Origin of the sequence: Blautia wexlerae DSM 19850, from assembly GCF_025148125.1 — a bacterium.
Classification (GTDB): Bacteria; Bacillota; Clostridia; order Lachnospirales; family Lachnospiraceae; genus Blautia_A; species Blautia_A wexlerae.
Window position 1 is genome coordinate 1,728,204 of the sequence record NZ_CP102267.1, and the last position, 26,867, is coordinate 1,755,070.

Here is a 26,867-nt window from a genome sequence, read left to right on the forward strand (position 1 = left end):
CCGAGTCCTTGGAACTGAAGTGGTAACACCAGGTTTAAGCGTAGGACAGGGAGCAACAGAGCCGAAACGAAAGTGAAGCGATTGAGCTGGGAAATTAGTATGAGGTTGGAAATGGTCGATGTGTTGTATTGCACAGTAGACAACACTGCTGTAACCGCTACGGTGAGGTTATGGCGGCATCCCCCAGTCTGAGAGCTTGGCGAGGTTGATGATAAGTATGTTATCGGAACAGCTGAGGTCCTGTCATTTCCTCGTAAGAGGTATGGAAACCAAAACAAAGAAATGCGTCAGGAATCCAAATGAATGGCAGGAAGTCGACACACCCTAAAACTGCGGAGAAGCCGGTTGATAGGCGTAGAAAGGAAGGAAAAAAGAATAATGAAAATTCTCTTAATCGAAGATGATATAGAAATAAGTGAAATGTTATGTAGCTATCTTATAGCAGAAAATTTTGAAGTTGTCTGTGCTGCTGATGGCCAAAAGGCATGTGAGGCTTTCGATATTGGTTCTTATAGTATCGTCTTATTGGATTTGATGATTCCCCAAATTACAGGTATGAATGTAATGAAGTATATTCGTCAAAAAAGTACGGTGCCAATTATCATCATTTCTGCAAAGGATTCGGATTCCGACAAAACTTTAGGATTGGGCCTTGGCGCGGATGATTATATTACAAAACCGTTTTCCATAACGGAGGTTATGGCGCGTATTAAAGCAAACATACGGAGAAATACCGAATATGCTGCCGTACAGCTAGAGCAAACAAAACTTGTGTGTGGAACATTGGTTATGAACCTGGAAAATCACACCGTCACAAAATTAGGCCAGATTGTCGAACTAACCGCAAAAGAGTTTAATATTTTACGGCTGCTGATGGAAAATCCCAGAAGGGTCTATACAAAGGCTCAAATCTATTCTTTGATCTGGAACGACGCCTATATGGGGGATGAAAATGCCGTCAATGTCCACATTAGCCGTTTACGAACGAAAATTGAGGATGATCCACGAAAGCCGCAAGTTGTTATAACCGTATGGGGGATTGGCTATAAGCTGGGAGAACAGAAATGAGCAATGCGACAATTATCTTTTTATTGACCATCTGTATTGTGATTTTAGTCTGTATCATTGTGTATCAGCAGTTTGTATTCCATAACGGAACAAAAGCAAAAATACATGAGATCAGCAGCAAATTGAAGGAACTTCTTGACACCGGTAGCGACGAAAAGGTGACCGTCTTTACTGATAATAGGGCACTGATAGAGCTTGCGACACAAATCAATCGAATGTTAGAAGATCGGCAGAAAGTAAAAGTGGAGTATCGGCGGACTGAAATGGCATCCAAAAAGATGTTATCTAACATTTCCCACGACGTTAAAACACCCATGACAGTGATTCTTGGCTATTTGGAGATTATGCGTCTAAACGGAACCCAAAGTAATGAAATGTTGCAAAAGATAGAAAGCACTGCTCGTCGGGTAATGGGATTGATTACACAGTTCTTTACGCTTGCTAAATTAGAGGCTGGCGATATAGATATGCCATTGGAGCGTTTGAATGCGAACGAAGCCTGCCGGGAAAATATTTTGGATTTCTATGAACTCCTTTCACAAAAAGACTTTCAAGTTGAACTCGACATACCCGATCAAGCGTTGTATGCAAATGCCAATAAAGATGCGTTACAAAGAATAATGTTCAATTTAATTTCCAATGCAATTCGCTATGGCGGCGATGGAAAATATTTAGGTATGTTTCTGCGGGCAGATCAGGCACATATCTATATAGACATTGTGGACAGGGGCCGTGGAATTGAAAAAGAATTTGCTGCGTCTGTTTTTGATCGACTGTTTACAATGGAAGATTCTCGAAATAGCGCCATGCAAGGAAATGGTCTTGGTCTGACGATTGCAAAAAACCTTGCATTGCAGTTGGGTGGTGATATTACTTTAGAAAGTCATCCGCACCAGAAAACGGTTTTCACTATTACGCTCAAGAAAATGGCCTATTAAAACATAGGTCATTTTTTCAAGAAAGAAATTTGTAAGAATTATTCAAGAGTTTTGAAAATCGAACTTTCTATAATGTCAGTAGAAAGGAGGGCAAAACAATGCCATTTATTTTACAAACAAACGGGCTTACTAAAAAGATCGGTAGTAAGACACTTGTCACTGATGTTAATATTCATATCCCCAAAGGGGAAATTTATGGTTTTCTCGGTCCTAACGGAGCTGGTAAAACCACGGTGATGAAGATGATTACTAACCTTTGGAAACCTACCAGTGGTACGATTGAGGTGTTTGGAGAGGTATTGACGCCAAAATCCTATGAAGTCTTAAAAAGAATGGGAAGTATCATCGAGTTCCCAACCTTTTATGACCACATGACCGGGCGTGAGAATTTACAGCTTCATTGTGAGTATATGGGCTATTACAATGTTGACAGTGTTGAGAGTGCGCTGCAAATGTTGGACTTGACCGCAGCCGCCGATCAGCCGGTCAAGAGTTATTCCCTCGGCATGAAAGAACGCCTCGGAATTGCAAGAGCCATTATGTGCAAGCCAGAACTGCTTATTCTCGACGAACCCACAAACGGCCTTGATCCAGCAGGGATGAAACAGATCCGTGATTTATTAAAAACACTTTGTTCGGAGTACGGCATTACCGTTATGATTTCAAGTCACATTTTATCTGAAGTGGAGAGTATTGCGGATACAATTGGTATTATCCATCGCGGAAAAATGATGAAAGAAATTCGTATGCAAGATATTGAGGAAATGAACCTCAATTATGTGGAGCTTTCTGTAACGGATGAAAAGCGGGCTGCCTATGTCTTGACTGAAAAGTTGGGTCTGCAAAATTTTAAGATTCTTGACAGCGGTAAAATTCGCATATATGACCATGCAGCGTCTACCCAGCAGTTGACGAAAATACTGGCTCTGAATGATGTCGAAGTTGTGAGCATTGGAAAGAAATCTGAAACGCTGGAGGACTACTTCTTGAAGCTGACCGGGGAGGTGAAATATCATGCTTAAACTCATTAGGCTGGAATGGAAAAAGAATAATGTAGGCAAGTACATTCGCAATGTGGTTATCGTGTCGGCTCTGATCTGCCTGTTCATATTTGCCCTTTGCTATTTGGGAATTGCCAATGATCCTGATACGGGTGTTCCTGATGCGGCGCCGGGTAACAGTGCGATTTCTTCCTCTATCGAGCTGTTTACAAGCATGGCTTTTCTGGTGTTTACCAGTGTCATGTTGTCCACATACATTGTGAGCGCCTATAAAAACAAAACCATGAGCTTAATGTTTTCGTATCCAATTAAGCGACAGAAAATTCTCATTTCTCAAATGTTAGCTGTATGGATTTTCAATTTCGTGGCTCTGGTGCTGACAAAACTATTGATTTACGGCTGCATTTTACTTGGTTCACAATTCATGGTTTCCTCATTCCCACTGGACTACAACATGGCAAGTATGGGGTTCTATATTCAGTTACTCTTAAAGTCCGTTGTCATTGTAACCATGAGTTTTATCGCCTTGTTTATTGGTATGGCTATGAAGTCCTCAAAAGCTACCATCGTATCATCTTTTCTGCTGATCTTTTTGACACAGGCTAATGTGGGCGATTTTTCTTTGGCGGATAATGCCATTCTTCCTGTTGTACTTATGGTACTTTCCTTAATTTTTGCATTTCTCTCGATTTACAATGTAGAAACTAAGGATTTGACATAAATGCTCAACGAAATGAAAGTTCTTATAGTGATGCCAATTATAAATTGATATTAAGAGTTAATTAAACTGCCGGACGACGGCAAAGAAAAAAAGCCGTCGTACAGCAGACACATTTCCACGCGCCTATGAAGCGGCGGCTTTGAGAAAATCAGAGCCGCCGTTTCTTTTTGTTGTCGATTTTTCGGGAAAGCTCCCGAAGTATGTCGTTGCCGATCTCCGCCTCCTTTCGGTTCACTCGTCAATCGCCTGTGAATCGAAATGGAGGTACATAATGAAGAAAGTCAATCTTAGGGACTTATATCCCGATGTTTACAAAAATGATCACTTTGTAGAAGTAACGGAAGATGTGCTGGAGACGATCCGAGCCGCTGAGCGCGCAGAGGCTGCCTATGACCGGAGGATGTATCGCTATAAGGCGCATTACTCCCTGGACTGTGACAATGGCATTGAAAATGCGATCCTGATGAAGCCCCAGACACCGGAAATGCTTTTGGAGGAAAAGCAGCTGCGGGAGCAGCTCTATACCGCAGTGATGGCTCTGCCGGAGAAGCAGGCTAAGCGGATCTATGCCCGGTATTACCTGGGGATGCGTGTAAGCGAGATTGCCGCAGCGGAGGATGTAGATCCAAGCCGTGTTCGTGACAGTATCCGGCGTGGTCTGAAGCAGCTGGCAAAGTATTTTTAGGATAGAATAACAAAGGGCGCAAGGTCTCAAAGTGCTTCTGGTACAGGACCTTGCGCCCCATCTATTGCAGTAGCTTTAGAGGAGTATTTCGCAGAGTTGTCTTTGGATGCAAAAGAAGCAGGAGACCTTTTCAGATTTCCGGCTTCTTTTGTGCTAGTGATAAATATCCAAAATGCTTTTGACTTAACTCAAGTGGGCTTTTGGGATTGTATCTATAGAGTCAAAAGTCAAGATGATTTTACATCCACAGTTAATCTTACTGTCAATGGTCATAGTCCCTTCATGTGCCGCTACAATTTGTCGAACCAAAACAAGACCCAGCCCATGTCGAAGATCTAAGCGCTCATCTGTGCTTTCTAAATAATGAGGTTTTTCTTTTAGTTCTTGTAGTTTTTCTTCAGAGAGTCCTATACCATCGTCTTGCACAATAAGCTGAATGGTATTTTCCATCCGTCTTAAAGATAACAGAATCCTACATCCCAGCGGGTTGTGCTTCATACTATTTTGAACAAGATTATTCACGGCTCGTGAAATCAATCTGGCATCACATTCTAACATAGTGTTTTCAGCATCAGTAGCAATTTCAATTCCAATATTATAGCTATCGGAAATTCCCATGTTCAATAGGTCTGCTACATAGGATCGCAGCAATTTGGATAAGCGAACCATCTCTTTGTGAAGTGGCTGCATTTCATATTCCAACTGTGAGACTAAATTCAAATCCTGCACCAGTTCTTTAATTTTTACGCTTTGCTTCCGTACTATTTCAGCCTGTTCTTGGATGGTCTGGCTGGCAGATTCATTTTCCGCAATGCGGCCCGCATACCCCATAATCATGGAGAGCGGCGTGCGGATGTCATGGGAAACACCGCTGATCCAGTTCGCCCGCGCCTCATTTTGTCTGTTCAAAATAGAAGAAGCCTTGTTCACGCTATTGGCAATTTCCGATAGTTCGCCGCTGATATGAAGTGAAACCGGCTTTCCGTCTGCTAAAGTTTCCACAGCAGACACAATCGGTTCGGTATTACGGATGATTTTGCGTTTGGAGAAATAATAGGCACAAAAGAGGCACAGTACATCCAATCCCAACATTCCAAGCACAAAGACGGGGAGCCGTCGAAGTGCTGAAATGGAATAGTAATTGCTGGTGAGTTTTGTATAGCTGTCTTTTGGATAACCCAATACCAACAGTCCATCATCGGTGTTCCAGACAAAAACCGGATAATCTTCAATATATCCTTTTGAAAACAATGCGACATCTTGAATAGTGTAACTTTCCGGCACTTCATCGGGCAAATCAACCGACCAATAACATTGTCCATCAGCGTTGAGATAAATTGCCCAAATATGATTCTGCCGGAGCTTTTGTACCGCATTGTCTAATAATCGCTCCGGTGTAGCGGCGGCAGCAGTCATTTCCAACATAGATTGCGGGGAAGAATTTCCATAATCCTCAGTCACAATCTTTTGAAAAGTTAGACTAAATACTACTGCGTTAAGAAACAGCAATATCAGGATAAAGGCAGCAAAAGACGCAAGATGTTTCGATATATAACTTGCAAATGATCTCATGGCATCACTTCCTTGCTATCAGCTTATAGCCCAATCCTTTAATGGTTATCAGGGACACAGGTTTTGATGGATCGGTTTCAATTTTTTCCCGGACACGCCGGACATGAGCGTTTAGGCTGTTTTCATAGCCAAAAGGGTTATCACCCCATAATGCTTCACAAAGAGTATCTACGGTAACAATTTTTCCCGCATTGCGGGCAAGGGTTTCCAGCAAGGTGTGTTCTTTGGCAGTTAGAGAAATAATCTCACTACCCTTATGGACTTCGGCTCTACTGAAATCAATCGTACACCCATCTAAAACAAGCAGCGGAGAATCCTCTTTATAAGTTCGGCGCAGCACCGCATAGATACGCAGTAATAATTCCTGTGGCATAAAGGGCTTTGAAATGTAGTCGTCTGCCCCAAGCCCCAAGCCCGATAGTTTGTCTGATGCTTCGTCTTTTGCTGTCAGAAAAATAATCGGCACATTGGTAAAAGTGCGGAGCTGCTGCATCAGAGAAAAGCCATCCCCATCCGGCAGCATGACATCCAAAACAATTAAATCGGGAGTTTCCTCTTTTGCGGTCAAAATAGCTTCTTTGACCGACGTAGCGGTAAGGACAGTTTCAAATCCCGCATCTTTCAATATATCTGATACCATCTTCAATAACTCCTGCTCGTCATCTACCAACAAGAGCCTTTTACTATGCAAAAAGGAATTATCCATAGCATCCTCTCCAATCTGATTTTCTTTATTTTTATTATATCATATGCTGTCCACTTTGCAGCCTCGCTTCTTAAAAAGTAAGGTAAAAGTAAGGACAGGAGAATGTAGATGTCAGGTTGAAGTTGTATCATAAAAATAGGTAATTGCGAAACAAGTTCGCAATCCTAACTAAAAAGCGGTAAGAATCTTGCAACGCAGGATTCTTAAGATGAAAAATAGGTACTTCTAAATTTGAACATGACTAAAAGACTTCCCAGATAAACTGCGAAGAAAAGATTGTATGCATATTAATAATCAGGCAATCAAAGGCTTCAAACTCCGGATGTATTGGTATTGATGAATCTTATCAGCGACAAGCACAGTAACAAGCTGGGTAATTCCTGCAAGCAGTAAATCAGCATGAAGTGTTTTCTCATTCTGTGTTTTACGATCTGCAATGCAGAAACTATCTTTGAAATGGTTGATTGACTTTTCAACATTTACACGGATCTTGTAAGTATCCTCCCATTCCTGTGAGCCGCGTTCTACACCAGGATAGGCACGAAGGTTCTTTTCAGGATAAATGTAGATCATTCGTCCGCAGGAAGAAGATGTACATGGATTGTCACAATGACATACGCGATGTTTTGACTTGTCGGCAGGATTGTATTCCCATTTCATTTTTGGACATACAAACTTCATGGTAGGAAGTTTGCTCCGCAAATGGGATCTGCTTCCTTCACGCCGCATCGGAAGTGATGGATCGTGAGGACAGCAGGGAATACCGTTTTCATTGACAGTATAGTCGGTTCCTTCCACAGAAAGCTTTGTTTTTAAAGGGATAAAAGCTTTTTGAAAGCCAATTTCTTCAAAGAGGGATTTGTAAATGTTAATGGCATCAAACGCAGCATCTCCAAGAAACGTCTTTGAATTTATTAAAGGATGTTTCTGGAAAAAGTCAATTAAAACTGGAAGAAGTGCTTTCGAATCGGCAAGGGATTTATCCTCATCCGGTGAATCTGATTTCTTCCCTACAACGATATCAGGATGTTTTTTTAGAAAGTCCTTGTTGTAGAAAGTGATGTCACGAACAATACCAAGCCCGTTCGTAATAATACCAAATTTATAGGCGTAACAGAAATGTCCATTGATGTACATCTGCTGGATTGCCTGATTGGAAGCCGCATGAGTTGGCATAGAGCCATAAGCAGCTTTATAAGGATCATAGGAATCATCAAGGTTATGGGACTTTTTGAAAGCCTTTAGCTGCTTGATAATACGGTTGGCATATTTTGGGTTATTTTCTGTAACCCATGCTTCAATGCCAGAGGTATCAAAGATTGTCATGGAAGCAAGGGCAGGATCAAGACTTTGGCAGATCGGTTCGGTCAGATCAACAAGATGATCGAACATAGATTGTAAGTCCGATAAAAAATCCTGTTTGAAACGTGTAAATTTGGAACCATCCGGAACAACATCAAAACCGCAGAAATCACGCAGTTCCTGGGAAAATTTCAAAAATACGATCAGGAGTGTGTCCGTCGGGATTGAGAAAATACGCTGGATAAGAAGTGCCTTAAGCATTGGATAAAGCTGATGTTTGCGAGGTCTTCCGGTACTGGCGTAAAAATGAGAAATAAAAGAAACAGGAATAATTTCATCAAGGTCAATGGCTTCATCAAGAAGCGAAAGGAACTGATATTTGTCGTTGTCGAATTTATTTTGACAATCTTCAAAAATTTCTGCCAAAGTGAGCTGTTTATATGTTATCATGTAGGTATATCTCCTTTAGGTGGATTGGTTAATTAGTTTCTAGGCAATTCTATTTTACCATAAACCTTGAGGAGATATTTTATTTTAACAACAAAAAAATGCCGTATTTATGCGGCTTTTGGCGTTTCGCAAACGCCTAATCATAAAAACATCGAAAGGAGATGTTTCTATGGACTATATCATTACAACGGAACAGTTGACAAAGAAGTACAAAAATTTCATCTCGGTCAACAATGTTTCGCTTCATATTCGCAAGGGCAGCATTTACGGTTTCCTTGGCCCCAACGGTGCGGGAAAATCCACGACCATGAAAATGCTGCTGGGCCTGACTGCACCGACAAAGGGCAGTTTTACCATTGACGGGAAGCAGTTTCCGGGTGATCGGATTGCCATTCTCAAAGAGATAGGCTCTTTCATTGAAGCTCCGTCTTTCTACGCAAACCTGACCGGGCGGGAAAATCTCGATATTATCCGCCGCATTTTGGGGTTGCCAAAAGCCGATGTGGAAGATGCTCTGGAGTTGGTGGGGCTGACCGAGTTTGGCGACCGGCTGGCAAAGAAGTATTCGCTGGGGATGAAGCAACGCTTGGGCCTTGCCGGGGCACTGTTAGGGCGTCCGCCGATTCTGATCCTGGATGAACCCACCAACGGCCTTGACCCGTCCGGCATCCACGAAATCCGCAATCTGGTAAAATCTTTGCCCAGCCTTTACGACTGCACGGTGCTGATCTCGTCCCATATGCTGTCTGAAATTGAATTGATTGCGGATGACATTGGAATTCTCAACCACGGGCGGCTGCTGTTTGAGGGTAGCATGAATGATCTTCGTCAATACGCCCTGCAATCTGGCTTCGCTGCGGACAATCTGGAAGATGTGTTCCTTTCTATGGTTGAGAAAGACAACATGGATAGAAAGCAGAGGGCAAAATTATGAAAACGCTGGCAATCGAACTTCGGAAAGAAAAGCGAACCGGCGTAATCCCCGTGTTGCTGGCTGTTGGCATCTTGGGAGCTGCCTACGCATTTGTCAATTTCATTGTGCGGAAGGACACGCTTTTGAATCTGCCGTTGGCTCCGATGGATGTCCTGCTGACCCAGCTTTACGGCATGATTATGGTGCTGAACCTGTTCGGCATCGTAGTTGCGGCCTGCATGATCTACAACATAGAGTTTAAGGGAAGCGCTGTCAAGAAGATGTATATGCTTCCCGTAAGCGTTCCCGCGATGTACCTGAGCAAATTTCTGATTCTGACGGTCATGTTTCTGGTTGCAATCATGCTGCAAAATTTGGTACTTGCACAGATTGGCATGACTGACTTACCGGACGGAGCATTTGAAATGGGTACGCTGGTGCGCTTTGCCGGATACTCTTTTATTACATCCATGCCGGTGTTGTCGTTTATGTTGTTGATTTCCTCGCGTTTTGAAAATATGTGGGTGCCGCTTGGAATTGATGTCGCCGGTTTTCTAAGTGGTATGGCTCTTGCAAATTCGGAGGTGGCACTTTTGCTGGTACATCCTTTTGTGATTATTTTGAAACCGGCGGTAGCTATGAGCGCCCAGCCAGATCTGATAGTTACCCTTGTTGCTTTGGCAGAAACACTGTTGTTCCTTGCCGTAGGCTTGTGGTTAGCGAAATACAGACGCTACGAGTAAGGAGGGATGATAGAAATGAATTTTTGGGATTTACTCAAAATCGAGTTTATGAAAGTAAGACGCTCCAAAATTATACCCTTGATTTTCATTGCGCCTTTATTGGTAGTGATTTCCGGGGTTGCAAGTTTGAGCAACTATTTTACGCCGGAATACACTAATGCGTGGCCTGCCATGTTCATTCAAAGTGCGCTTGTCTACGCCTACTATCTGCTCCCGTTCAGCATGATTGTAGTCTGCGTGATGATCGCAGGGAGAGAAACAGGAAATAACGGGATTCTGAAAATGTTGGCATTGCCGGTCAGCCGCTATGCATTATCCATTGCAAAGTTTTGTGTGCTTACCTTTTATCTGTTCATGGAGATGGTGGTGTTTCTTGTTGTGTTCGTAATCGCTGGGGTGGTTGCGACACAGACAATGGGAATAACAGAAACCTTACCGATCCTGCATCTGTTGAAATGGTGCTTAGGATTGTTTCTGACAATGCTGCCATGTATTGCGGCTATGTGGGCAATCACCGTACTGTTTGAAAAGCCGCTTCTTTCCGTGGGATTGAATTTGTTGTTTGTGATTCCCGGTGTATTGGTTGCAAATACGCCGCTGTGGATTGTTTACCCGTACTGTTACAGCGGTTATCTCGTATCCTGCTCGCTCCATGATTTTACAGCAGAAACTTCCGATGCCGCATTTTCGATGTTTCCGTTCTTGCCGTGTGCGATTGTAGTGTTTGGTCTGTTTTTCGCGCTGGCTGTCACCCAATTTGGGAAAAAAGAAATGAGGTAAAACTATGGAAAAGAAAAAACTTCAATCAGTCAGTATCGCCGCGCTCATTGTGAGCATATTGCCACTGGCTGCTCTTGCCCCGTCACTCCTGCATTTTTCGCTGTCGGCTGGAATCCGAACTGCTTGGGCCGGAGCCAATATCGTTTTTGTCCTGCTGGGTCTGACCCCAATGTGGTCAACTTAAGCCCAGAATGCTGAAAATTCAACCATTCTGGGCTTATATTCTGGATTTTTTATATAAATATCTTGACATATCCTCCTAAATATGTGGTTTATAGATTAAGCAATATTACGTTACCAAATATTTATCTATTCCAATACGTAGGAGGTATGCCATATGAATCGAACTAATATTTGTAAAAATATCGTCCAATCCATTAAAGATTATATCACAGATCAAGTTAAACTGGAACCCCATCGGGTGGAAAAACATTTTGTACGGCGAAGAAAACTTTCCCTTTTGCAAGTTATTATTTATCTGTTCTTCTCTTCAAAAGCTTCCATGTTCCAGAATCTTTCACAGATCAGAGAAGAACTGGGCACGCTTTCTTTTCCGGATGTTTCAAAACAGGCACTTTCCAAAGCCAGACAGTTCATTAATCCTTCACTGTTCAAGGAACTTTATTATCTTTCTGTTGATCTGTTTTACAGCCAGATCCCTTCAAGAAAGCTGTGGCAGGGTTATCATCTTTTTGCAGTAGATGGTTCCAGGATCGAACTTCCGAATTCAAAATCAACTTTTGATTTCTTTGGCGAAATGTCCAGCTATCCTGATCCAAACCGACGTTATACCATGGGACTGGCTTCAATAATTTATGATGTTCTGGATGATTATATCCTTCATGCATCTATCCATAAATTTCTTTCCTCTGAACGAGCAGCTGCATTAGAACATCTTAAAGTTCTTGAAGATATGGGACTATATAACAACAGTATTATTATTTTTGACAGAGGTTATTATTCAGAAGATATGTTCCGCTACTGTGTAGAGCATGGGCATCTCTGTGTTATGAGACTGAAAGAGGGAATCAATTTATCTAAAAAATGCAATGGTGATATGATTTCCATTCTTCAGAGAACTTCAAAAGAAGGTACTTCCGATGTACCCATACGTGTCCTTGAGATTCCGCTTGATGATGGTACAAAAGAATATCTTGCAACAAACCTGTTTGATCCTGCTGTTACAAAAGATATGTTCCGGGAACTTTACTTCTACAGATGGCCGGTAGAACTTAAGTACAAAGAACTAAAAAGCCGCTTTGCCATGGAAGAGTTTTCCGGTGCTACTGCAGTGTCTATACAGCAGGAATTTTATATAAATATGCTTTTATCGAATCTGGCCTCTCTTATAAAAAATGAAGCAGATGAAGAAATACAGATTTCTGCCAAAAGCACAAATAAGTTCCGTTATCAGGCCAATCGTGCATTTATCATTGGACGGATCAAAAGTATTGTTCCCAAAATACTCTGCGGACTGTTTGAGCTTTCAATTATTGAACAGTTATATACAGATGCTGTACGCTGCAGATCACAGCTCCTGCCCGGCAGGTCGTTTCCAAGGAAGAAATTGAAATCCAAGGGACGTTCACATTTCCGAAATAAAAAAGCTTCTTTTTAAAATAGAGCCAGCATTCATCAATAGGCTTATTTAAGTGTGGCAATTTTTATGAATCTTCTGGTTTCCAACAAAACAGCAACTGTTTTCTGTCATAAACCGATTAATTTTGTAGTTTGCATTAGAGGATATTCGCTAATATGCCCCTAAGTTGACGCTAGGTTGACCACATTGGGGTCTGACCCTTTCAGTGGTATGTGTGCGGAGCAAGGAAAGCCGCAGCATTATCAATATCGCATCCACAGCGATCAGCGTTTTTTGGGCACTGCTGATGGTGGGAATCGTTGCACTTGCCTTGTTCCTTACTTTCGTTCAATGAGGAAACGGCTATGTGTAAAATTGGAAAAATTATTGGATGCTGTCTGATTGCGGTTTCTTTGCTGGCCTTTACTGCCTGCTCCGGCCTCGATAGGTTAAGTGAAAATCTCAAGGATGGAGCAGAGCAATTAAGCAACGCTCTTATAACTCCTTATCAGTCCTTTGAGGGTAGCCGAACTTCGGATAATGATTTTTTTCGGGCCACCTATGACGCTTCTGTAACTGGATTTAACGGACAGGATATTTTAGTTGCAGACACTGACCTCAAGGAAAATGAGTGCCGTGAAATTGTAATCCGATACCAGCTTGATTCCCTTGACGGCAACTGTCAGCTCATTTACATTTCCCCGGACTTAGAGGAGCAAGTGCTTTTTGAATCTGCCAGCGGAAGTGTTGCCGTTCAGCTTCAAGCAGGAGCGAACTACATCGGAATTACCGGTATAGACTTTTCAGGCACAATCCAGATTACCGTGGAGTAAGCGGCAGAATGATATGAAACGAATATTGATAGTGGATGATAACACGGAATATCTGCAAATCCTGTCATCCGTGCTATCGGGTGAATTTGAAACGATTACGGCTACGGGCGTTGAGGACGCATTGGATACACTTCAAACAATCACAGTAGATGCAATTTGCTCCGACTTCAATATGAAAGATGGCACGGGGTTGGATTTACTTGAAAAAATCCGTCAACAAGGTTTGAATAACTGCGCGTCGCATTCTCGTTACTTTCAGTGATGAGTTAGACGCGCAAATTTTTTTACTAAACAACAGAACAAATGTTTACATAAACCAATACATATGGTATAATATTTATATGGGTGCGAGCTGTGAAATCAGCATAGTTGATTTCCCCTAGCGAGCGGAAGAAATTCTGTACGCTTTGGTAAGCTGATAATCATACAATAGGAAAAAAAAAATCCTATCAGGTAAGGTCTAGCCAACCGCCTGTACCGAGTCCTTGGAACCGAAATGGTAACATTAGGTTTAAGCGTAGGACAGGGAGCAACAGAGCCGAAACGAAAGTGAAGTGATTGAGCTGGGAAATTATTATGAGGTTGGAAATGGTCGATGTGCTCTATTACACAGCAGACAATACTGTTATGACCGATATGGCAAGGTTATAGCGGCATCCCCCAGTCTGAGAGCTTGGCGAGGTTGATGATAAGTATGTTATCGGAACAGCTGAGATCCTGCCATTTCCTTAAAAAAGGTATGGAAACCAAAACAAAGAAATGCGTTAGGAATCCAAATGAATGGCAGGAAGTCCGACACAGCCATATTATCGCAGAAGTCTGTGAAAGCAGATGGAGAAAAGGGCTGTGCACTTTATAGCTTCAAGAACAAAGAACTATGCAGACAAAAGAGAGCTGATGAACATGGTGAATGAGTTACTTGGAATACAGTATAATATCGCAAAAGCAAACAGAACCGACAGAAAGGTTCAGAATCTTGCAGCCTACATCAATGCGGATACGCTGAGAGCAATCCATAAGACTATGGACAGAAAGAAAGCGTATGGGATTGATAAGGTGACAAAAGAAGATTACGAAAAGAATCTGGAAGAAAATCTCGCAAATCTTGTGAAAAGGATGAAAAACGGAAGTTATCGCCCGCATCCAACAAGGCGTGTTTATATTCCGAAGGAAACAAAAGGCAAAATGAGACCGCTTGGAATCTCCTGTTATGAAGACAAACTGGTGGAAAATGCGATTGCACAGATACTGGAGCAGATTTATGAACCGAAGTTTTATAATGAGAGCTTTGGATTCCGCCCGAACAGGAACTGCCATCAGGCAGTAAGGGAAATCATAGAGATGGTGCAGTATCGAAAGACAAACTATGTGGTAGAAGCAGACATTAAAGGTTTCTTTGATAATGTAGACCATGAATGGCTGATGAAGATGTTGGCACATGATATAGCAGACCGGAAATTTCTTGAGATTATAGAGAAATTCCTGAAAGCCGGAGTCATGGAAAATGGCAAATATCTCGACAGCGAACGGGGAACCCCACAGGGAAATGGAGCAAGTCCGATACTTGCAAATATATACCTGCATTATGTATTGGATAACTGGTTTGATGTAATCGTAAAGAGACAGTGTAAAGGAGAATGTTATCTCATCCGATACTGTGATGATTTTGTCTGTTGTTTTCAGAACCAGTATGAAGCAGAAATATTTAAGCAGAGGCTGGAAGAACGCTTTGTAAAATACGGATTGGAACTGGCAGGAGAAAAGACGAAGATATTGGAATTCGGGAGGTTTGCCAGGCACAACAGAAAAGCAAGAGGAGAGAGAAAACCAGATACCTTTGACTTTCTTGGTTTCATATTTTATTGCGGAATGGACGGAAAGAGAGAGTTTTTCCGTTGTAGGGTAAAGACCAGCAAGAAGAAATTTCGCAGTAAGATAAAAGCAATGAAAGAATGGATAAAGGCACATCGAGCAATGCCATTGGAACTGATATTTAAAACAGTGAATGCAAAATTGCGGGGACATTACCAGTATTATGGAGTGACCGACAATACAAGGGAAGTGAAGAATTTCCTAGTACAGACAAAATGGTTATTGTATAAATGGCTGAATCGGAGAAGCCAGAAAAGAAGTTATACGTCGGATACCTATTTTAATGGACTGCTTCGAACATTCCCATTGTTAGAACCAAGTATTAAGGTAAGTTTGTTTTATAGATAAAGTATGAAATATAAAGTGAAAAGCCGTATGCGTTAATAGCGCACGTACGGTTTTGCGTAGGGGTATGGGGAGTAATCCCCATATCTACTAGAGAAAAAGATATATTTAATATAGATAAAAACAAACTTTCATATGGTAGGGGATATGTCTATTCCTTGCAGTATGCTTGAATGAAAAAGTAAATTCTACATTCTAATATACCTTGATTTTATGCGGGATTTAATTCTATTTTCGGAGATATACAACTTGATTTTTTTAGTATATAATGCTTTTATACGGCATAAACAGCATAGTTTTTTGCATGATAAAAGGACATCTGGAAATAGTGTGCAGGACTAAATTCCACATGTCTGTTGGAAAGACTAAATTCTATGCAATGAAACTTGCCTGTGCCTGTATTGTTATTATTATTTTATTAATCTTGGTATCAATGTGACTTCATCGGTGGTATCTCTGCTAATCCTAATGCTTTATGAAGTCTGTTATCCGACAGGAGACGGGATACTTCATATGGACTGTGTCCATTGAGGCTGTCCCGTTTTTCGCTATTGATATGATTTAATAACAGCAGCGTTGTTTTGTCTGTCATTTTTTCAAAGCTTGTTCCTTTTGGCAGGACATACCTTATATATTCATGATTCTTTTCAAGAGCACCTTTTTGATCAGAACGGTTGGGATCACAATAATAAATGCGTGTGCGTACTTCATCATTTTTGCTATATTCCAGACTCTGCCGGTCCTGAAATTCATGCCCGTTGTCTGTAAGTATTACTTCGAAAAGTTTCTGAAACAGTTCAATTCCAAGTAACTCTGTTAAATGATCAAAAATCCTAGTTACTTCTTTCTGGGTCTGTTCTTCTAAAAGAAACATAAGCATAAGGCTACAGTTTCGAAAGAACATAGTCAGAAAGCAGGGACTGGTACCTTTTGCTCCTTCAACAGTATCCATTTCGACTACATAAACAGATTTGTTCGCTGCGATATATTCCAGGAATTCTTTATAGCCCCGGTCTTTTCGAAAACTTCTGTCTTTAAGGTTGGTAGTGGTTTTTCTTTTTCTCTGCTTGTATACCACTTTACGGCGCAGATCTATGTTTCTGGCTTGAAAAATGCCACGGTCTATATAAGAGTATATGGTTCTTCTGGAACAGGCGATCTCATCAGCATGAGATGCGTAGATGTGGGCAATGGACTGTCCTTTTTTGAGAAGCGGTGACAACAGGTTGTCCAGTTTCTGTATACTTTCCGGTGTCTGGTTGATCCCTTCTCTTTGGTAGTCCTAAGGGCTTCATAGGAGTCCTGAGCGTATTTTGAAGAATAGATCTTTTTGTCCATCATGCAATTCGTTCTCTTGCTGCATCCATTGCACACATAAGGAGGTTTATTTAATTTTTCACATTCTCTTGGTTTATAAAATTTACAGACATCGCTGCATCTGAATTTTCTGCAGAGGACACATTTGCGCCGACATTCATTATCACCGCACATATGCATGACATTGCATATATTTGTCCGCGGCTTTGAACTATCATAATTGTTTGCACAGGGAATAGGGGCAAATGCATCTGCGCTTCTTTCCCTGATAATGGAATGACGTCTGATTTCTTTGGATATGGTACTTGGATCCTTGCTTAATTCTATTGCAATACTTCTAAATGAATCACCGTTATTTAAATGCTGTTCGATTATAATACGTGCAGATAAGTCAAGATGTTTTTGGTTGCCTTTTGGTCTTCCTGTATTCATTTTATCCTCCTTCTGCACAGGCAGGGGATCATCTGCAGTAGTATTTTATAAAAAGAAGAAGGAAAAATCCATGCAGAAGTAATTTCTACAGGTATAGAATTTACTCTTGCAAGGTAGAATTAAAAAATACATTTAACCTTCCTTGCAGTATCATCTTGTCTGGTGTACAAAATACAGAACAAAGGTTTTAAAAAACGGAATCGATACAGAATGCAAAGAAATGTTACAGAATCTTGCAGAAGAATATAAATTTCAGATCCTGGCAATGGAGGTGATGCCGGATCATATCCATCTGCTTGTGGACTGTAAACCTCAGTTTTATATTTCAGATATGATCAAGATCATGAAAGGAAATCATGCACGCCAGATGTTTCTTGCGTATCCGGAGTTAAAAAAGGAACTGTGGGGTGGGCATCTGTGGAATCCGTCTTACTGTGCCATAACGGTCAGTGACAGGAGCAGAGACTAGGTGCTTGCCTACATCGAAGGACAAAAGGAAAAAGAAAAGAAAAAAGCCTGACAGAAGAAATGATTTGTTGGAGGAAAAGAGATGCAGACCGTATCCAGCTATGGCGTAGAATTACGAAAACAGAATATCCCAGTCCGCCAGACACTGGAAATCTACCGGTCTGCGGTCTGTTACCTGACAGAAATATATGAGCAGGTGTGGGAAGAACTGGCAGAGATACCGGATGCCAAAAGGCGGTTTAATGCTGCAGAGCATCTGGTGCATACTACAAAAAAGAATCCTGCACGCTTTGATTTTGATCTTCGCTTTCCGAAGATGCCGTCCTACCTGAGGCGAGCCGCAATCCAGCATGCATTGGGAAGTGTATCTTCTTACGAAACACGGATGGATCTGTGGGAAAAGTCAGGAGAAAAAGCAGGGAAACCCAGACTGGCGTATGAGAATCATGCCATGCCTGTTTTTTATCGTGATGTCATGTACAGAGAGGAAAAAGAAGGAAAAGACGAAGCATACCTGAAACTGTATGATGGTCATGACTGGAAATGGTTTTGTGTGCGTTTAAATCACACAGATATGGAATATCTGCGCAGGAACTGGTCGGGGAAAAAGGCATCAGCCCCGACACTGGAGAAAAGGCACCATAAATATTTCCTGCGTTTTTCTTATACGGAAGAAGTGACACTTACGAAGACACCGGTAAAAGAACAGATCATCTGTAGTGTGGACCTGGGAATCAATACCGATGCGGTCTGTACCATTATGCGGGCAGACGGAACTGTCCTGGGGAGAAAATTTATCGATCATCCCAGTGAAAAAGACCGGATGTACCGCACACTGGGCCGGATCCGAAGATTCCAGAGGGAACACAGCTCTGCGCAGTCACGGGGAAGGTGGGCATATACGAAACGTCTGAACATAGAGCTGGGAAGAAAAATTGCAGGTGCGATCGTAAAAAATGCAGAAGAGAACCATGCAGATGTGATCGTATTCGAGTATCTGGAAATGCAGGGAAAGATATCCGGAAAGAAAAAACAGAAACTGCATCTGTGGAGAAAACGGGATATCCAGAAACGCTGTGAGCATCAGGCACACAGAAAAGGAATGCGGGTATCCAGAGTCTGCGCATGGAATACGAGCAGTCTTGCATACGATGGCTCAGGAAGTGTGTCCCGTGACCCGAAAAATCACAGTCTTTGTGTATTCCAGACAGGAAAAAGATATAGCTGTGACCTGTCGGCATCGTATAATATCGGAGCAAGATATTTTATCAGAGAACTTTTAAAACCCCTTCCGGTAACGGAAAGGTCTTTGCTGGAGGCAAAAGTCCCTTCGGTAAAGCGTAGAACCTCATGTGTTTATGCAGATCTGAAAGAACTTCATTTACAAATGGAAATCTTAAAGGCAGCATAAATGCAGGCAGATATACAGCGGACTACCTGCAATGTGGGAACCTGCCATATCTGGCATGGAAAAATGCGCATAACTGCGCTGGCCTAAGTTACAGGCGTATCCGCCGATATTTAGTCTGACGCCTAAAGCGTCTGGAAGCACGCGACTTCAGTCGTGTGAGGATAAAGTTTTTAATTCACAGTAGAAGTAATGCACAGGGCAAAAATCATCACAGCCGATATTCCGCCGGACACCCAGTTTTTAAGGTCACCGAAACGCATCACATGCTCGGCTTTGTGCATATTCGGAAATTTCCCGGTAATACCTGCATAGAGGCAAAATCCCAAATAAGCCAAAGCCAAAAGTGCCCCTACCAGCTTCAAAATTGTTTTTCCTGAAAGTTTTCGTTTCTCCATCTTCGTCGTTTTCCTATAAAATCACTGTTATATCCGTTTTCCGGTATTCGTGTCGATAAAATATCTTCTAGTATTGTCAAAACAGAATTCCAAATCCGTACCTACCGGCATATCATATACAGCCAAAACTGTCGGCTCAATGTTTGCAAGGGTATTAAAGTCTACAACTATGGAATTTTCCGGGTTATTTAAGTATTCCTGTGTATCATTATCCCCGATTGCCCGCCAGCCATTATCAGAAGGATTTACACTTTCCTCTCTAAAAAACCATTTCAGCTTAGAAGTTCCCTCATAAATTGATTTCGTGATAATCATTCCGCCAGCATTTTCAATAAAAGTAATTTGTTTATTTTTCTTTTTGAAAAATCCCATTAGCGTTACCTCCTCCGTGTTTATAAGGCATTGATATAATCCGCTCTATTATCCGAGTTTGGAAACAATCTGGCAGAACATCTCAACATTTTCTTTCTGCCCCTGAATATCAGAGCCAATCGCATTGTTCATCAAAGAAATTTTCATTTTCTCTTTTCCAAAATGCAGCATTACGACTTTTCTTCCGGGCAGCAGTCCACCCTTGACTTCTGCCTTTGTTATGCTGCTTAGGGGCAGAGAAAGCCGGTTTTCAATTTTGGAGACATTAACGGAATTTACAATGACCATATTCAGGTGTTGCTCGGTAACTCCCAGATAGCAGTAAGCATTGCTCAGTGCGCCCAATGCAGCGGCAGCGCCCCCCGTCAGTGTAGAAAGTCCTCCAATCAGTGCATAGGTATCAGCCCCGGCCATGATGACTGCCCATAACTTGCACTGATAGGCTTCGTTTTCGTTCAAAATGGCTTCCAGCATTTCATTTTTATCTTTTTCATTCATTGTAAGCATAATTGTTCCTCCTGATTATTGTTTTAAGTTGAGAACGCCGGATGCAATCCTTTGATATATGCACCCGGCGTTCAAAAGCATTAGTCTACTTTCAAATTTTTGTCCAGGATCACCAGTTCGCCGTTGCGTTCAATGATACCAGGCTGAACCACGACGATTTTCAGACCTTCCTGCAATTCCAGATACTGTGAAGCATAACCCCAAACCTTGACCTGATCGCCTTCCTCAAGCTCAATGGCAGTGCTTACAGTACCATCTTCATTCAAAATCTGGTTAGCAATACAGTAGAGCTGGCCGGTTGTATCCTCTGAGATGTAGAGAGACACATCCGAAGCGAGCGGCGTTCCGGCAATAGATTTATATTCACCGACTTCTTCGCCCCAAATAGTACCTTCACTGTAAAATCCAACGGCCATATTTTCTTCATATCCCTCGATGATCGCATTGAAATCCTGAGCATACGGCTCCATCTCGGCTTTTGTAGTATCCTTGTAAGCGGCAATCTTTTCATTAGATGCCTGTTCTTTTACCTCTTGCGGCTGATAATCCTTGTATTCAAAAACATTGTCCGAAGCAAGCGTGATTGCTGTGTAGTCATCATCCAGAATGACTTTATAAACAGCAATTTCATCATCATCAACAGTACGATTGATGTCGATATTTCCTGCGGAATTCAGTTCATATCCGTCTACACCTTCCAGCGCCTTTTGTAAAGCTGCGTTGGACATCGCACAGTTGATCCCATTGAGCGTTACAAAGAAATCAGGATTTTGTTGATCCTTATCGGCAGAGTATTCCAGTTCTACCACCGTTCCGCCCTCAGCAGGCTTGCATGGCTCTGTCCCGGCATTTACGATTGCAACATCTATTTCCTGATCGTCTTTGGAAAGTTCCCCATAAATACGCTCGCCGGGTTGCAGAGAAACCTCTGCTGCATCATATTCTTCCGTTTCCAAACTCCAGCCGGCTTGTATCAGCTGGGAAGTTTCCAAAGGAAGTGTGTAGTAAGTGCCATCCAGTATGAACTCAGGTGTCCCGTCATTTTTCAGCTGAGACAGAATGGCCTCATCCGTATAGCCTTTATCGCTGCCCGCAGCTGCCGGAGCTGATGTCTGAGGTTTTGAGCCGCATCCGGCCAGCATACTGCATACCAGCACACATCCTGTTAGTAAAGCAATCCATTGTTTTTTCATAAGTGTAAATCCTTTCTGCGATTCTATCAAATTTGTTTTATGTATGAACAACTCATATCCTATATAAAGGTCGATTATGCTCCGATCAGCGTCATGACCACATAGAGTACGATAAGCAGGAGAGCAAGACACATTGCACAGAAAACGGCAATCGTCGTTTTGACCCTGTGCCGCTCCTTTAATGTCAGAACCATCATTGCAAGTACATCAAAGGAAAAGAAAAACTGGCAGATTCCAGCTAAAACCGCCAACCATTTCGGATGAATGCCGTCTTTGTATGACTTTATCAGATAAGCGATAGCATAGGGAGCTGCCCCTAATAGAATCCCGTATCCAAAAATCAAAAAAACAATGGTTACCAGTCCAAACAACGCCATCAGCGGCAATGGGAAGAATGCCATCAGCGTTACATATACGGTGATGCTCCCTCCGATCAGGAAGAACGGGATCAGTCCATACTTGATGATCAAAGTGCAGTTCAGCAATGTCTTTCTAGACCACTTTCTTCCTACGGTCAGCACAACAATCAAATTGACGATTCCCATGATAAAGGGCAGAAGGATCAATACTATCTGCAATTTGATTGCATTGTCAAAACAGCCTGCCAAAAGGAAGAATGTATAAGACACAATTACATAGAGTACCGGGAGGATATAAGTCATTTAACAACCTCCTTTCTGCGCCGGATCAACCAGAGAATCAGCCAGATCAAGCAGACTGGGAACGAGAACAAGCCCAAAATAAAAACTCCGGCTCCAAACGATCCAAGGATTGAGTCCCCGGTGGAGATATTGCTGATGATTCCGAACAGTGCCAGACCAACGCTGAAAGAGAGCCAGCAAAAGAAAGCATATTTACTCTCTTTGGCGCTTGCGAGTACTCTTGATTCTCCCTTTTTGTTTCCAAGCTTGGTTTTTAGCTGTTCGCTTATAAGTCGTTCCTGTTCCTCTAATTTGGTATTTCCGATCGCCCTTGCGTAATCTCCCCGAAGCAGGTGATACCCTATTTTATCCTGCGTATTTTTTGCTCGATGCAAAAACTGCTCCAAAGTTTCTTCCGCTTCTGTCCAGCGCTGTTGGTCCAGCAGAGCGGAGAACCAGTTCGCTGTAATGATGTTTTTGGAATGTTTGCTGAATGCCCAGGGACGCCAGCGATCCAATCCCTGTTTCAAATTCTCAAGATTATGGTCGCTTTGATATGACACCACATAGGGGTTCAATTTCTTTGCCAGCCAGTGTTCATATTTGCAATATGCGAAAAAGCATAGAGCAAGCAGCGCAAGAAACACTACAACAGCAATCCACATAGTCTCGTAAGAAAAAAAGTGATCATAAATCAGGCATGCAGCTCCAGAGAGAGCCGCAATGCTGAAAATTGGCCATGGATTTCTCATAATAGCAATATCTCCAATCATCTGTTTGAATAAAGATTCCGATATGGTCAAATTGTCATATCTATATGCAAACATTATAGCATTTGCATGATCTTTCGTCATCATTTTTCTGCTGTATGGCTAGGAATTTGATTGTAAACAAATTATGAATAAATTTAGATAAAAACTATTTTCGTTCTTTCTTAGATTGTACTACTAATCAGAGTGGAGATAAAACTGGATGAGTTCTTATTTTGCATCTTATAACAAAAATATTTTGATAAAATTTTGTTTGAAGCGTCTGTTTTTTGCTCTTTTTGTCAGTGTTAATAAGAAGGACAAGTTTTCCCCCTTCAACAGCACTTTGCTACAATTTCATAGACAGCATAACAGGTACATAACCCGTGTACGAGCGAGTGTGGAACGCCGCGAAGATAGAGCAGACAGGGAGGTGATGAACAAAGCTGTTTTGGAGCGATCTACGATTTCACAAAACGGATGGTGGCAGATTCGGCGCGAGGACTGCACGGGGGCTTAAAGATACTTCCTCACGGCCTCCTAAAGACTTGGGGGGAACCCTGCGGCGCACGAGTAAAACGACGCTGCGGAGTTATGACAACCGCGCCAGCGGAGACCTGCTATGTTCCCATCGTCAGGGTTGCGTGGCAAATGTGACGAGAATTGAGTCATATTAAAATAGGAAGCGATTGATTTCTTTGTTGGTCGTTTTTTATTCAAAATCAGATACCATGCGCTGGCAGTTACGGCTGCCAGCGCATGGTATCTGATTTTGAAAGCACGACGATAACCTTGACAGATTGGAGGGAATATGGACTATGGAAAAACTCATTACACGAAAAGAAGCTGCTGAAATCTTAGGAATCAGCATCGCAACGCTGGATGCCGCCCGTAACAACGGCTTGATCTCTTATGTGCAGTATGTTCAGAATAGCTGTGTGTATTTTACTGCGGCGGGTCTCCAGGAGTATATCGCAAAATGTACGCACAGGGCAAAGCCTGTTGAGAGAAGCACAACTTACCGTAAGCCTCGGAGCGGAAGATCGTGAGCCGGTCCGTATTCTTGATGGAATCAGGAGTAGTGTCTGATAAAACAAAGGTACAGCGCTGGAGACTATTCTTAGGAGGTGGAGGAATTGGCAAATAGAAAAATAATGCTTCCCCAATATGGCACAGTTATGAAAAGAGGTGTCCTATATTATAGGACCAGAATCAAAGATGCGAATGGAAAGCTCATAGCTCTCTACGCAAAAACACCTGAAGAACTATATAACAAAGAAACGCTTGCATTGGAACAGATTGAGAATGCCACTTTTCATCGGAAAACGCCCACAGTTGCAGAGTATTGTGAAAAGTGGCTGCTGATGCAGTCGGTTCATGTACGAGCTACTACTTTGACGGATTACACCTCAAAGGTCAGGCGGCATATTATAGCGGAATTGGGAGATAAACGGATGAATTGAAAACCAAGGCTGCGGAGAGAAATATCCCCCTCCCTGTTTGTTTGGCCGAGTGCTTGAAAGCAGCAAAGGAAACTTCGACTTCGGAATATGTAGTTTCAAACCGGGATGGCGAACCGCTGTCCTATACGCAGTTTAAGCGGCTGTGGCAGTATATTGTTACGAGAACGGTCAAGGAACGGAGCTATTATCGGTATGAAGATGGAAAAAGAGTAAAGTATACTGTCACACCTGTCTTGGGAGAAAAGGCCGCTCATAACGGAAAAGTGGTTTACAGCCTGGACGTTGAGGTAACACCCCATCAGTTGCGGCATACTTACATCACCAACCTTATTCATGCGTCGGTAGATCCCAAAACGGTTCAATACCTGGCAGGCCATGAAAGCAGCAAGATTACCATGGACATCTATGCAAAGGTTAAGTATAACAGGCCGGATGAGCTGGTCAGATCAATGAGCTGCGCGTTTGCAAGCTGGGACGCAGCACAGTAATAATAAAATAGGAAATAAAGCAGGAGCGAGGCAAGGATGTCTCGCTCTTTGTTTGTGAAGGATTCTAAGATAAAGAGATAGTTTTGGATAATTCAGGTTGGAAAAAGGAAGGCTCTATATTAATGGCTGAGGAAGGCAGTACAATATCAATAATAGTACCTTCGCCAGGTATACTTTCTACCAAAAGTCCATATTCCTCTCCATAATAACTGTGTAACCTTTGATTTACATTTGCAAGTCCAATAGAGTGATGCCCTTTTGGAGAAGTTTTGCCGGAACACTGAAAAGTTTTTAATTGTTCCTGAGACATTCCACTTCCGTTATCAGCAACCAGGAAATGAAGTAATTCGTTTTCAAGTTGACAGGAAATACTGATATAACATTCATTTTCTTTATTAGAAAAACCATGTTCCACACTGTTTTCTACAAGTGGCTGGAACAAAAATACAGGAAGATTCATCTGCAGGAATTCAGGCGGGACATTAATATCATAGCAGAATTTTCCGGGAAAGCGTATGTTCTGGATAGTCATATAGCGCTGAACCTGCTGGAGTTCTTCCTGAAGAGTTGCAACAGGAAATTTTTCCAGATTATACCGTACAAGTTCAGACATACAAGTAGCAATGGTTTCGATTTCAGGTACATCATGAATTTCAGCAAGTGACTTGATAACATTTAAAGTATTATGAAGAAAATGATGATTTATCTGAAATTGCAGCATTTGAACCCGCATTTGTTGTTCGGCAATCTGAATTTCATAATTTTGTTTCAGGCTCAGAAAGAGACGCTGGCTCATTCCGTTAAAGCTGTCAATCAGTTTGCGCAATTCCTGGTTGGAACCGCAGGATTTCAGATCAATCTGTGTTCCATCGGAAGGATCCAGAATATCGATTTCATGACATAGATTGGAAACCGGACGGGTAAGTATTCTGGACAGGAAAATTGCCAGGATAAGTCCAAGCAATGCGCAGAACAGGAAAATTCCCAGGTAACTGATGATAGTGTCATGAAAAGTATGAGCGATTTTTTCGTTGCTTATGATCTGAACAATATGCCACTGGGTAGTATTATTAATGCATCCATTAATTACAAACTGCCCCAGAGATGTCTTAAGAGTACTTTGACCGATTGCATCCTGTGAAGTTAGAGTATTGCTGAAGTCTTCAAGTTTGGACAAAACAGAGGAAGATATATCTGCTTCTGAAAAAGATGCAAGATTAATTGTGCATGTAAGTTTGTTATCTGCATTATAGATTAAAAGTGTATTTTGTGTTTCACAGGATGAAGATAGGATTTCCATAATTGGAGTAAAATCTATTTCTGCATAACATAGTCCTGTTTCCCGGTAATCGTATCTATCCAGTAAAATTTTGACCATTGGAAGAATACTGTGTCCGGTACTGGAATCTGTCTGCAGAGGTGCAAAATATGTCCGGTTTTTAGAAGTTTCAGCTATTTTTTTCCATTTTTCCATATTAGATTCAATTGTATGACGCTGCTGCGCTGTCTTTACATTATATTCAAAAGAGTAACCGTATCTATTTTGAAAATAGACGGTAAGCATAGAACTGTTCAATTGATTTGTCTGGCGCATTAAATTTCGAAAAACATTGAAATCCTGAGCATATGACAGATAATCTTTTTCGTAATTAGTTATCATGGCTTTGCGTGCGTCATCGTTGAGAAGAGGAGTATCCGCTATTTTTAGTGCATTTTCAAGAAGTGTATCAAGAGACTGGTTCATTTGCGTCAGTGTTGCTGCAGTAGAAGTATTATATTCTGAAGTGATTGTACTGGTTTTTGAAATGGCATTTATTGTGCTTAGAAGAACCGTTGGAAAAATAACGAGAATAAGTGATGACAGAAAAATCTGCATACGAAAAGACAATTGATGTATTTTTTTCATAAAAACCTCCAGATATT

Annotated in this window: 25 protein-coding genes and 3 pseudogenes; 17 read left to right on the plus strand and 11 right to left on the minus strand. The window is 41.8% G+C overall.

Annotated features, from left to right (window positions below):
* The first annotated feature begins 378 nt into the window (after window positions 1-378).
* The 5 genes from NQ550_RS08035 (at window position 379) to NQ550_RS08055 (ending at window position 4,413) form a co-directional block, all read left to right on the plus strand.
* Window positions 379-1,068: a response regulator transcription factor gene (locus tag NQ550_RS08035; RefSeq protein WP_025580846.1), complete on the plus strand. Its 690-nt coding sequence runs from the start codon at window positions 379-381 to the stop codon at window positions 1,066-1,068.
* A complete protein-coding gene (locus NQ550_RS08040) occupies window positions 1,065-2,006 on the plus strand; it encodes a HAMP domain-containing histidine kinase (protein WP_025580847.1) in 942 nt (313 codons plus the stop codon). The genes NQ550_RS08035 and NQ550_RS08040 overlap by 4 nt, the downstream gene beginning before the upstream one ends.
* A 98-nt stretch (window positions 2,007-2,104) precedes the next feature.
* Window positions 2,105-3,028 carry an ABC transporter ATP-binding protein gene (locus NQ550_RS08045; protein ID WP_025580848.1) on the plus strand — a complete coding sequence of 308 codons (924 nt, stop codon included), beginning with the start codon at window positions 2,105-2,107 and terminating at the stop codon, window positions 3,026-3,028.
* Window positions 3,021-3,728 carry a hypothetical protein gene (locus NQ550_RS08050; RefSeq protein WP_025580849.1) on the plus strand — a complete coding sequence of 236 codons (708 nt, stop codon included), beginning with the start codon at window positions 3,021-3,023 and terminating at the stop codon, window positions 3,726-3,728. The genes NQ550_RS08045 and NQ550_RS08050 overlap by 8 nt, the downstream gene beginning before the upstream one ends.
* Window positions 3,729-3,999: 271 nt before the next feature.
* A complete protein-coding gene (locus tag NQ550_RS08055) occupies window positions 4,000-4,413 on the plus strand; it encodes a sigma factor-like helix-turn-helix DNA-binding protein (RefSeq protein ID WP_025580852.1) in 414 nt (137 codons plus the stop codon).
* Window positions 4,414-4,596: 183 nt separating this feature from the next.
* Here NQ550_RS08055 and NQ550_RS08060 read toward each other — a convergent pair whose 3' ends face one another.
* The 3 genes and pseudogenes from NQ550_RS08060 to NQ550_RS08070 all read right to left on the minus strand — a co-directional run.
* Window positions 4,597-5,985, minus strand: a complete 1,389-nt coding sequence (locus NQ550_RS08060) for a HAMP domain-containing sensor histidine kinase (RefSeq protein WP_025580854.1) — start codon at window positions 5,983-5,985, stop codon at window positions 4,597-4,599.
* Window positions 5,986-5,989: 4 nt separating this feature from the next.
* The gene (locus tag NQ550_RS08065; protein WP_025580856.1) at window positions 5,990-6,691 is read right to left on the minus strand and encodes a response regulator transcription factor; all 702 of its coding nucleotides are present in this window, start codon (window positions 6,689-6,691) and stop codon (window positions 5,990-5,992) included.
* A gap of 389 nt (window positions 6,692-7,080) precedes the next feature.
* Window positions 7,081-8,443, minus strand: a pseudogene (locus NQ550_RS08070) (transposase); the annotation flags it as partial.
* Between the two features lie 169 nt (window positions 8,444-8,612).
* Between NQ550_RS08070 and NQ550_RS08075 the strand changes: the two are divergent.
* The 8 genes from NQ550_RS08075 (at window position 8,613) to ltrA (ending at window position 15,511) form a co-directional block, all read left to right on the plus strand.
* Window positions 8,613-9,377 (plus strand): ABC transporter ATP-binding protein, encoded by a 765-nt coding sequence (locus tag NQ550_RS08075; protein ID WP_024739067.1) that lies wholly within the window; start codon window positions 8,613-8,615, stop codon window positions 9,375-9,377.
* Window positions 9,374-10,099, plus strand: coding sequence for an ABC transporter permease (locus NQ550_RS08080; RefSeq protein ID WP_025581307.1), 726 nt, complete (start codon window positions 9,374-9,376; stop codon window positions 10,097-10,099). Before NQ550_RS08075 ends, NQ550_RS08080 begins: the two co-directional genes overlap by 4 nt.
* Window positions 10,100-10,114: 15 nt before the next feature.
* On the plus strand, window positions 10,115-10,879 hold the full coding sequence (locus NQ550_RS08085) for an ABC transporter permease (protein ID WP_025581308.1): 765 nt from the start codon (window positions 10,115-10,117) through the stop codon (window positions 10,877-10,879).
* Between the two features lie 4 nt (window positions 10,880-10,883).
* Complete coding sequence (locus NQ550_RS08090) at window positions 10,884-11,063, plus strand: hypothetical protein (protein WP_044997019.1); 180 nt, start codon at window positions 10,884-10,886, stop codon at window positions 11,061-11,063.
* Window positions 11,064-11,216: 153 nt separating this feature from the next.
* Window positions 11,217-12,497: an IS4 family transposase gene (locus NQ550_RS08095; protein ID WP_259839737.1), complete on the plus strand. Its 1,281-nt coding sequence runs from the start codon at window positions 11,217-11,219 to the stop codon at window positions 12,495-12,497.
* A gap of 326 nt (window positions 12,498-12,823) precedes the next feature.
* On the plus strand, window positions 12,824-13,291 hold the full coding sequence (locus NQ550_RS08100; protein WP_025581351.1) for a hypothetical protein: 468 nt from the start codon (window positions 12,824-12,826) through the stop codon (window positions 13,289-13,291).
* 13 nt (window positions 13,292-13,304) lie between these two features.
* On the plus strand, window positions 13,305-13,553 hold the full coding sequence (locus tag NQ550_RS08105) for a response regulator (RefSeq protein ID WP_025581352.1): 249 nt from the start codon (window positions 13,305-13,307) through the stop codon (window positions 13,551-13,553).
* A gap of 569 nt (window positions 13,554-14,122) precedes the next feature.
* Window positions 14,123-15,511, plus strand: a complete 1,389-nt coding sequence (ltrA, locus tag NQ550_RS08110; RefSeq protein WP_259839739.1) for a group II intron reverse transcriptase/maturase — start codon at window positions 14,123-14,125, stop codon at window positions 15,509-15,511.
* A 407-nt stretch (window positions 15,512-15,918) separates the two neighbouring features.
* On the opposite strand, the pseudogene NQ550_RS22810 reads toward ltrA, so the two are convergent.
* Window positions 15,919-17,257, minus strand: a pseudogene (locus NQ550_RS22810) (IS30 family transposase).
* Window positions 17,258-17,399: 142 nt separating this feature from the next.
* Between NQ550_RS22810 and tnpA the strand changes: the two are divergent.
* Both tnpA and NQ550_RS08130 read left to right on the plus strand, forming a co-directional pair.
* Complete coding sequence (gene tnpA / locus NQ550_RS08125) at window positions 17,400-17,726, plus strand: IS200/IS605 family transposase (protein ID WP_259839742.1); 327 nt, start codon at window positions 17,400-17,402, stop codon at window positions 17,724-17,726.
* Between the two features lie 81 nt (window positions 17,727-17,807).
* A complete protein-coding gene (locus NQ550_RS08130; RefSeq protein ID WP_259839744.1) occupies window positions 17,808-19,136 on the plus strand; it encodes an IS200/IS605 family accessory protein TnpB-related protein in 1,329 nt (442 codons plus the stop codon).
* Between the two features lie 170 nt (window positions 19,137-19,306).
* On the opposite strand, the gene NQ550_RS08135 is transcribed toward NQ550_RS08130, so the two are convergent.
* The 6 genes from NQ550_RS08135 to NQ550_RS08160 form a co-directional block, all read right to left on the minus strand.
* Entirely contained in the window at window positions 19,307-19,531 is a 225-nt protein-coding gene (locus tag NQ550_RS08135; RefSeq protein ID WP_025581172.1) for a hypothetical protein, read from the minus strand.
* Between the two features lie 27 nt (window positions 19,532-19,558).
* Window positions 19,559-19,903 (minus strand): DUF2185 domain-containing protein, encoded by a 345-nt coding sequence (locus NQ550_RS08140; RefSeq protein ID WP_025581171.1) that lies wholly within the window; start codon window positions 19,901-19,903, stop codon window positions 19,559-19,561.
* Window positions 19,904-19,951: 48 nt separating this feature from the next.
* Window positions 19,952-20,410 carry a hypothetical protein gene (locus tag NQ550_RS08145; protein WP_004613373.1) on the minus strand — a complete coding sequence of 153 codons (459 nt, stop codon included), beginning with the start codon at window positions 20,408-20,410 and terminating at the stop codon, window positions 19,952-19,954.
* Window positions 20,411-20,490: 80 nt separating this feature from the next.
* Complete coding sequence (locus tag NQ550_RS08150) at window positions 20,491-21,603, minus strand: hypothetical protein (protein ID WP_025581170.1); 1,113 nt, start codon at window positions 21,601-21,603, stop codon at window positions 20,491-20,493.
* A gap of 74 nt (window positions 21,604-21,677) precedes the next feature.
* Window positions 21,678-22,265, minus strand: a complete 588-nt coding sequence (locus NQ550_RS08155) for a DUF6652 family protein (RefSeq protein ID WP_025581169.1) — start codon at window positions 22,263-22,265, stop codon at window positions 21,678-21,680.
* Window positions 22,262-22,996 (minus strand): AAA family ATPase, encoded by a 735-nt coding sequence (locus NQ550_RS08160; protein WP_226840168.1) that lies wholly within the window; start codon window positions 22,994-22,996, stop codon window positions 22,262-22,264. The genes NQ550_RS08155 and NQ550_RS08160 overlap by 4 nt, the downstream gene beginning before the upstream one ends.
* A gap of 815 nt (window positions 22,997-23,811) precedes the next feature.
* Here NQ550_RS08160 and NQ550_RS08165 point away from each other — a divergent pair.
* Window positions 23,812-24,042: a MerR family transcriptional regulator gene (locus tag NQ550_RS08165; protein WP_025581166.1), complete on the plus strand. Its 231-nt coding sequence runs from the start codon at window positions 23,812-23,814 to the stop codon at window positions 24,040-24,042.
* 87 nt (window positions 24,043-24,129) lie between these two features.
* Window positions 24,130-24,944: pseudogene (locus NQ550_RS08170) on the plus strand (tyrosine-type recombinase/integrase).
* 64 nt (window positions 24,945-25,008) lie between these two features.
* Here the strand turns inward: NQ550_RS08170 and NQ550_RS08175 are convergent.
* On the minus strand, window positions 25,009-26,850 hold the full coding sequence (locus NQ550_RS08175; protein WP_259839748.1) for a sensor histidine kinase: 1,842 nt from the start codon (window positions 26,848-26,850) through the stop codon (window positions 25,009-25,011).
* Between the last annotated feature and the right edge of the window lie 17 nt (window positions 26,851-26,867).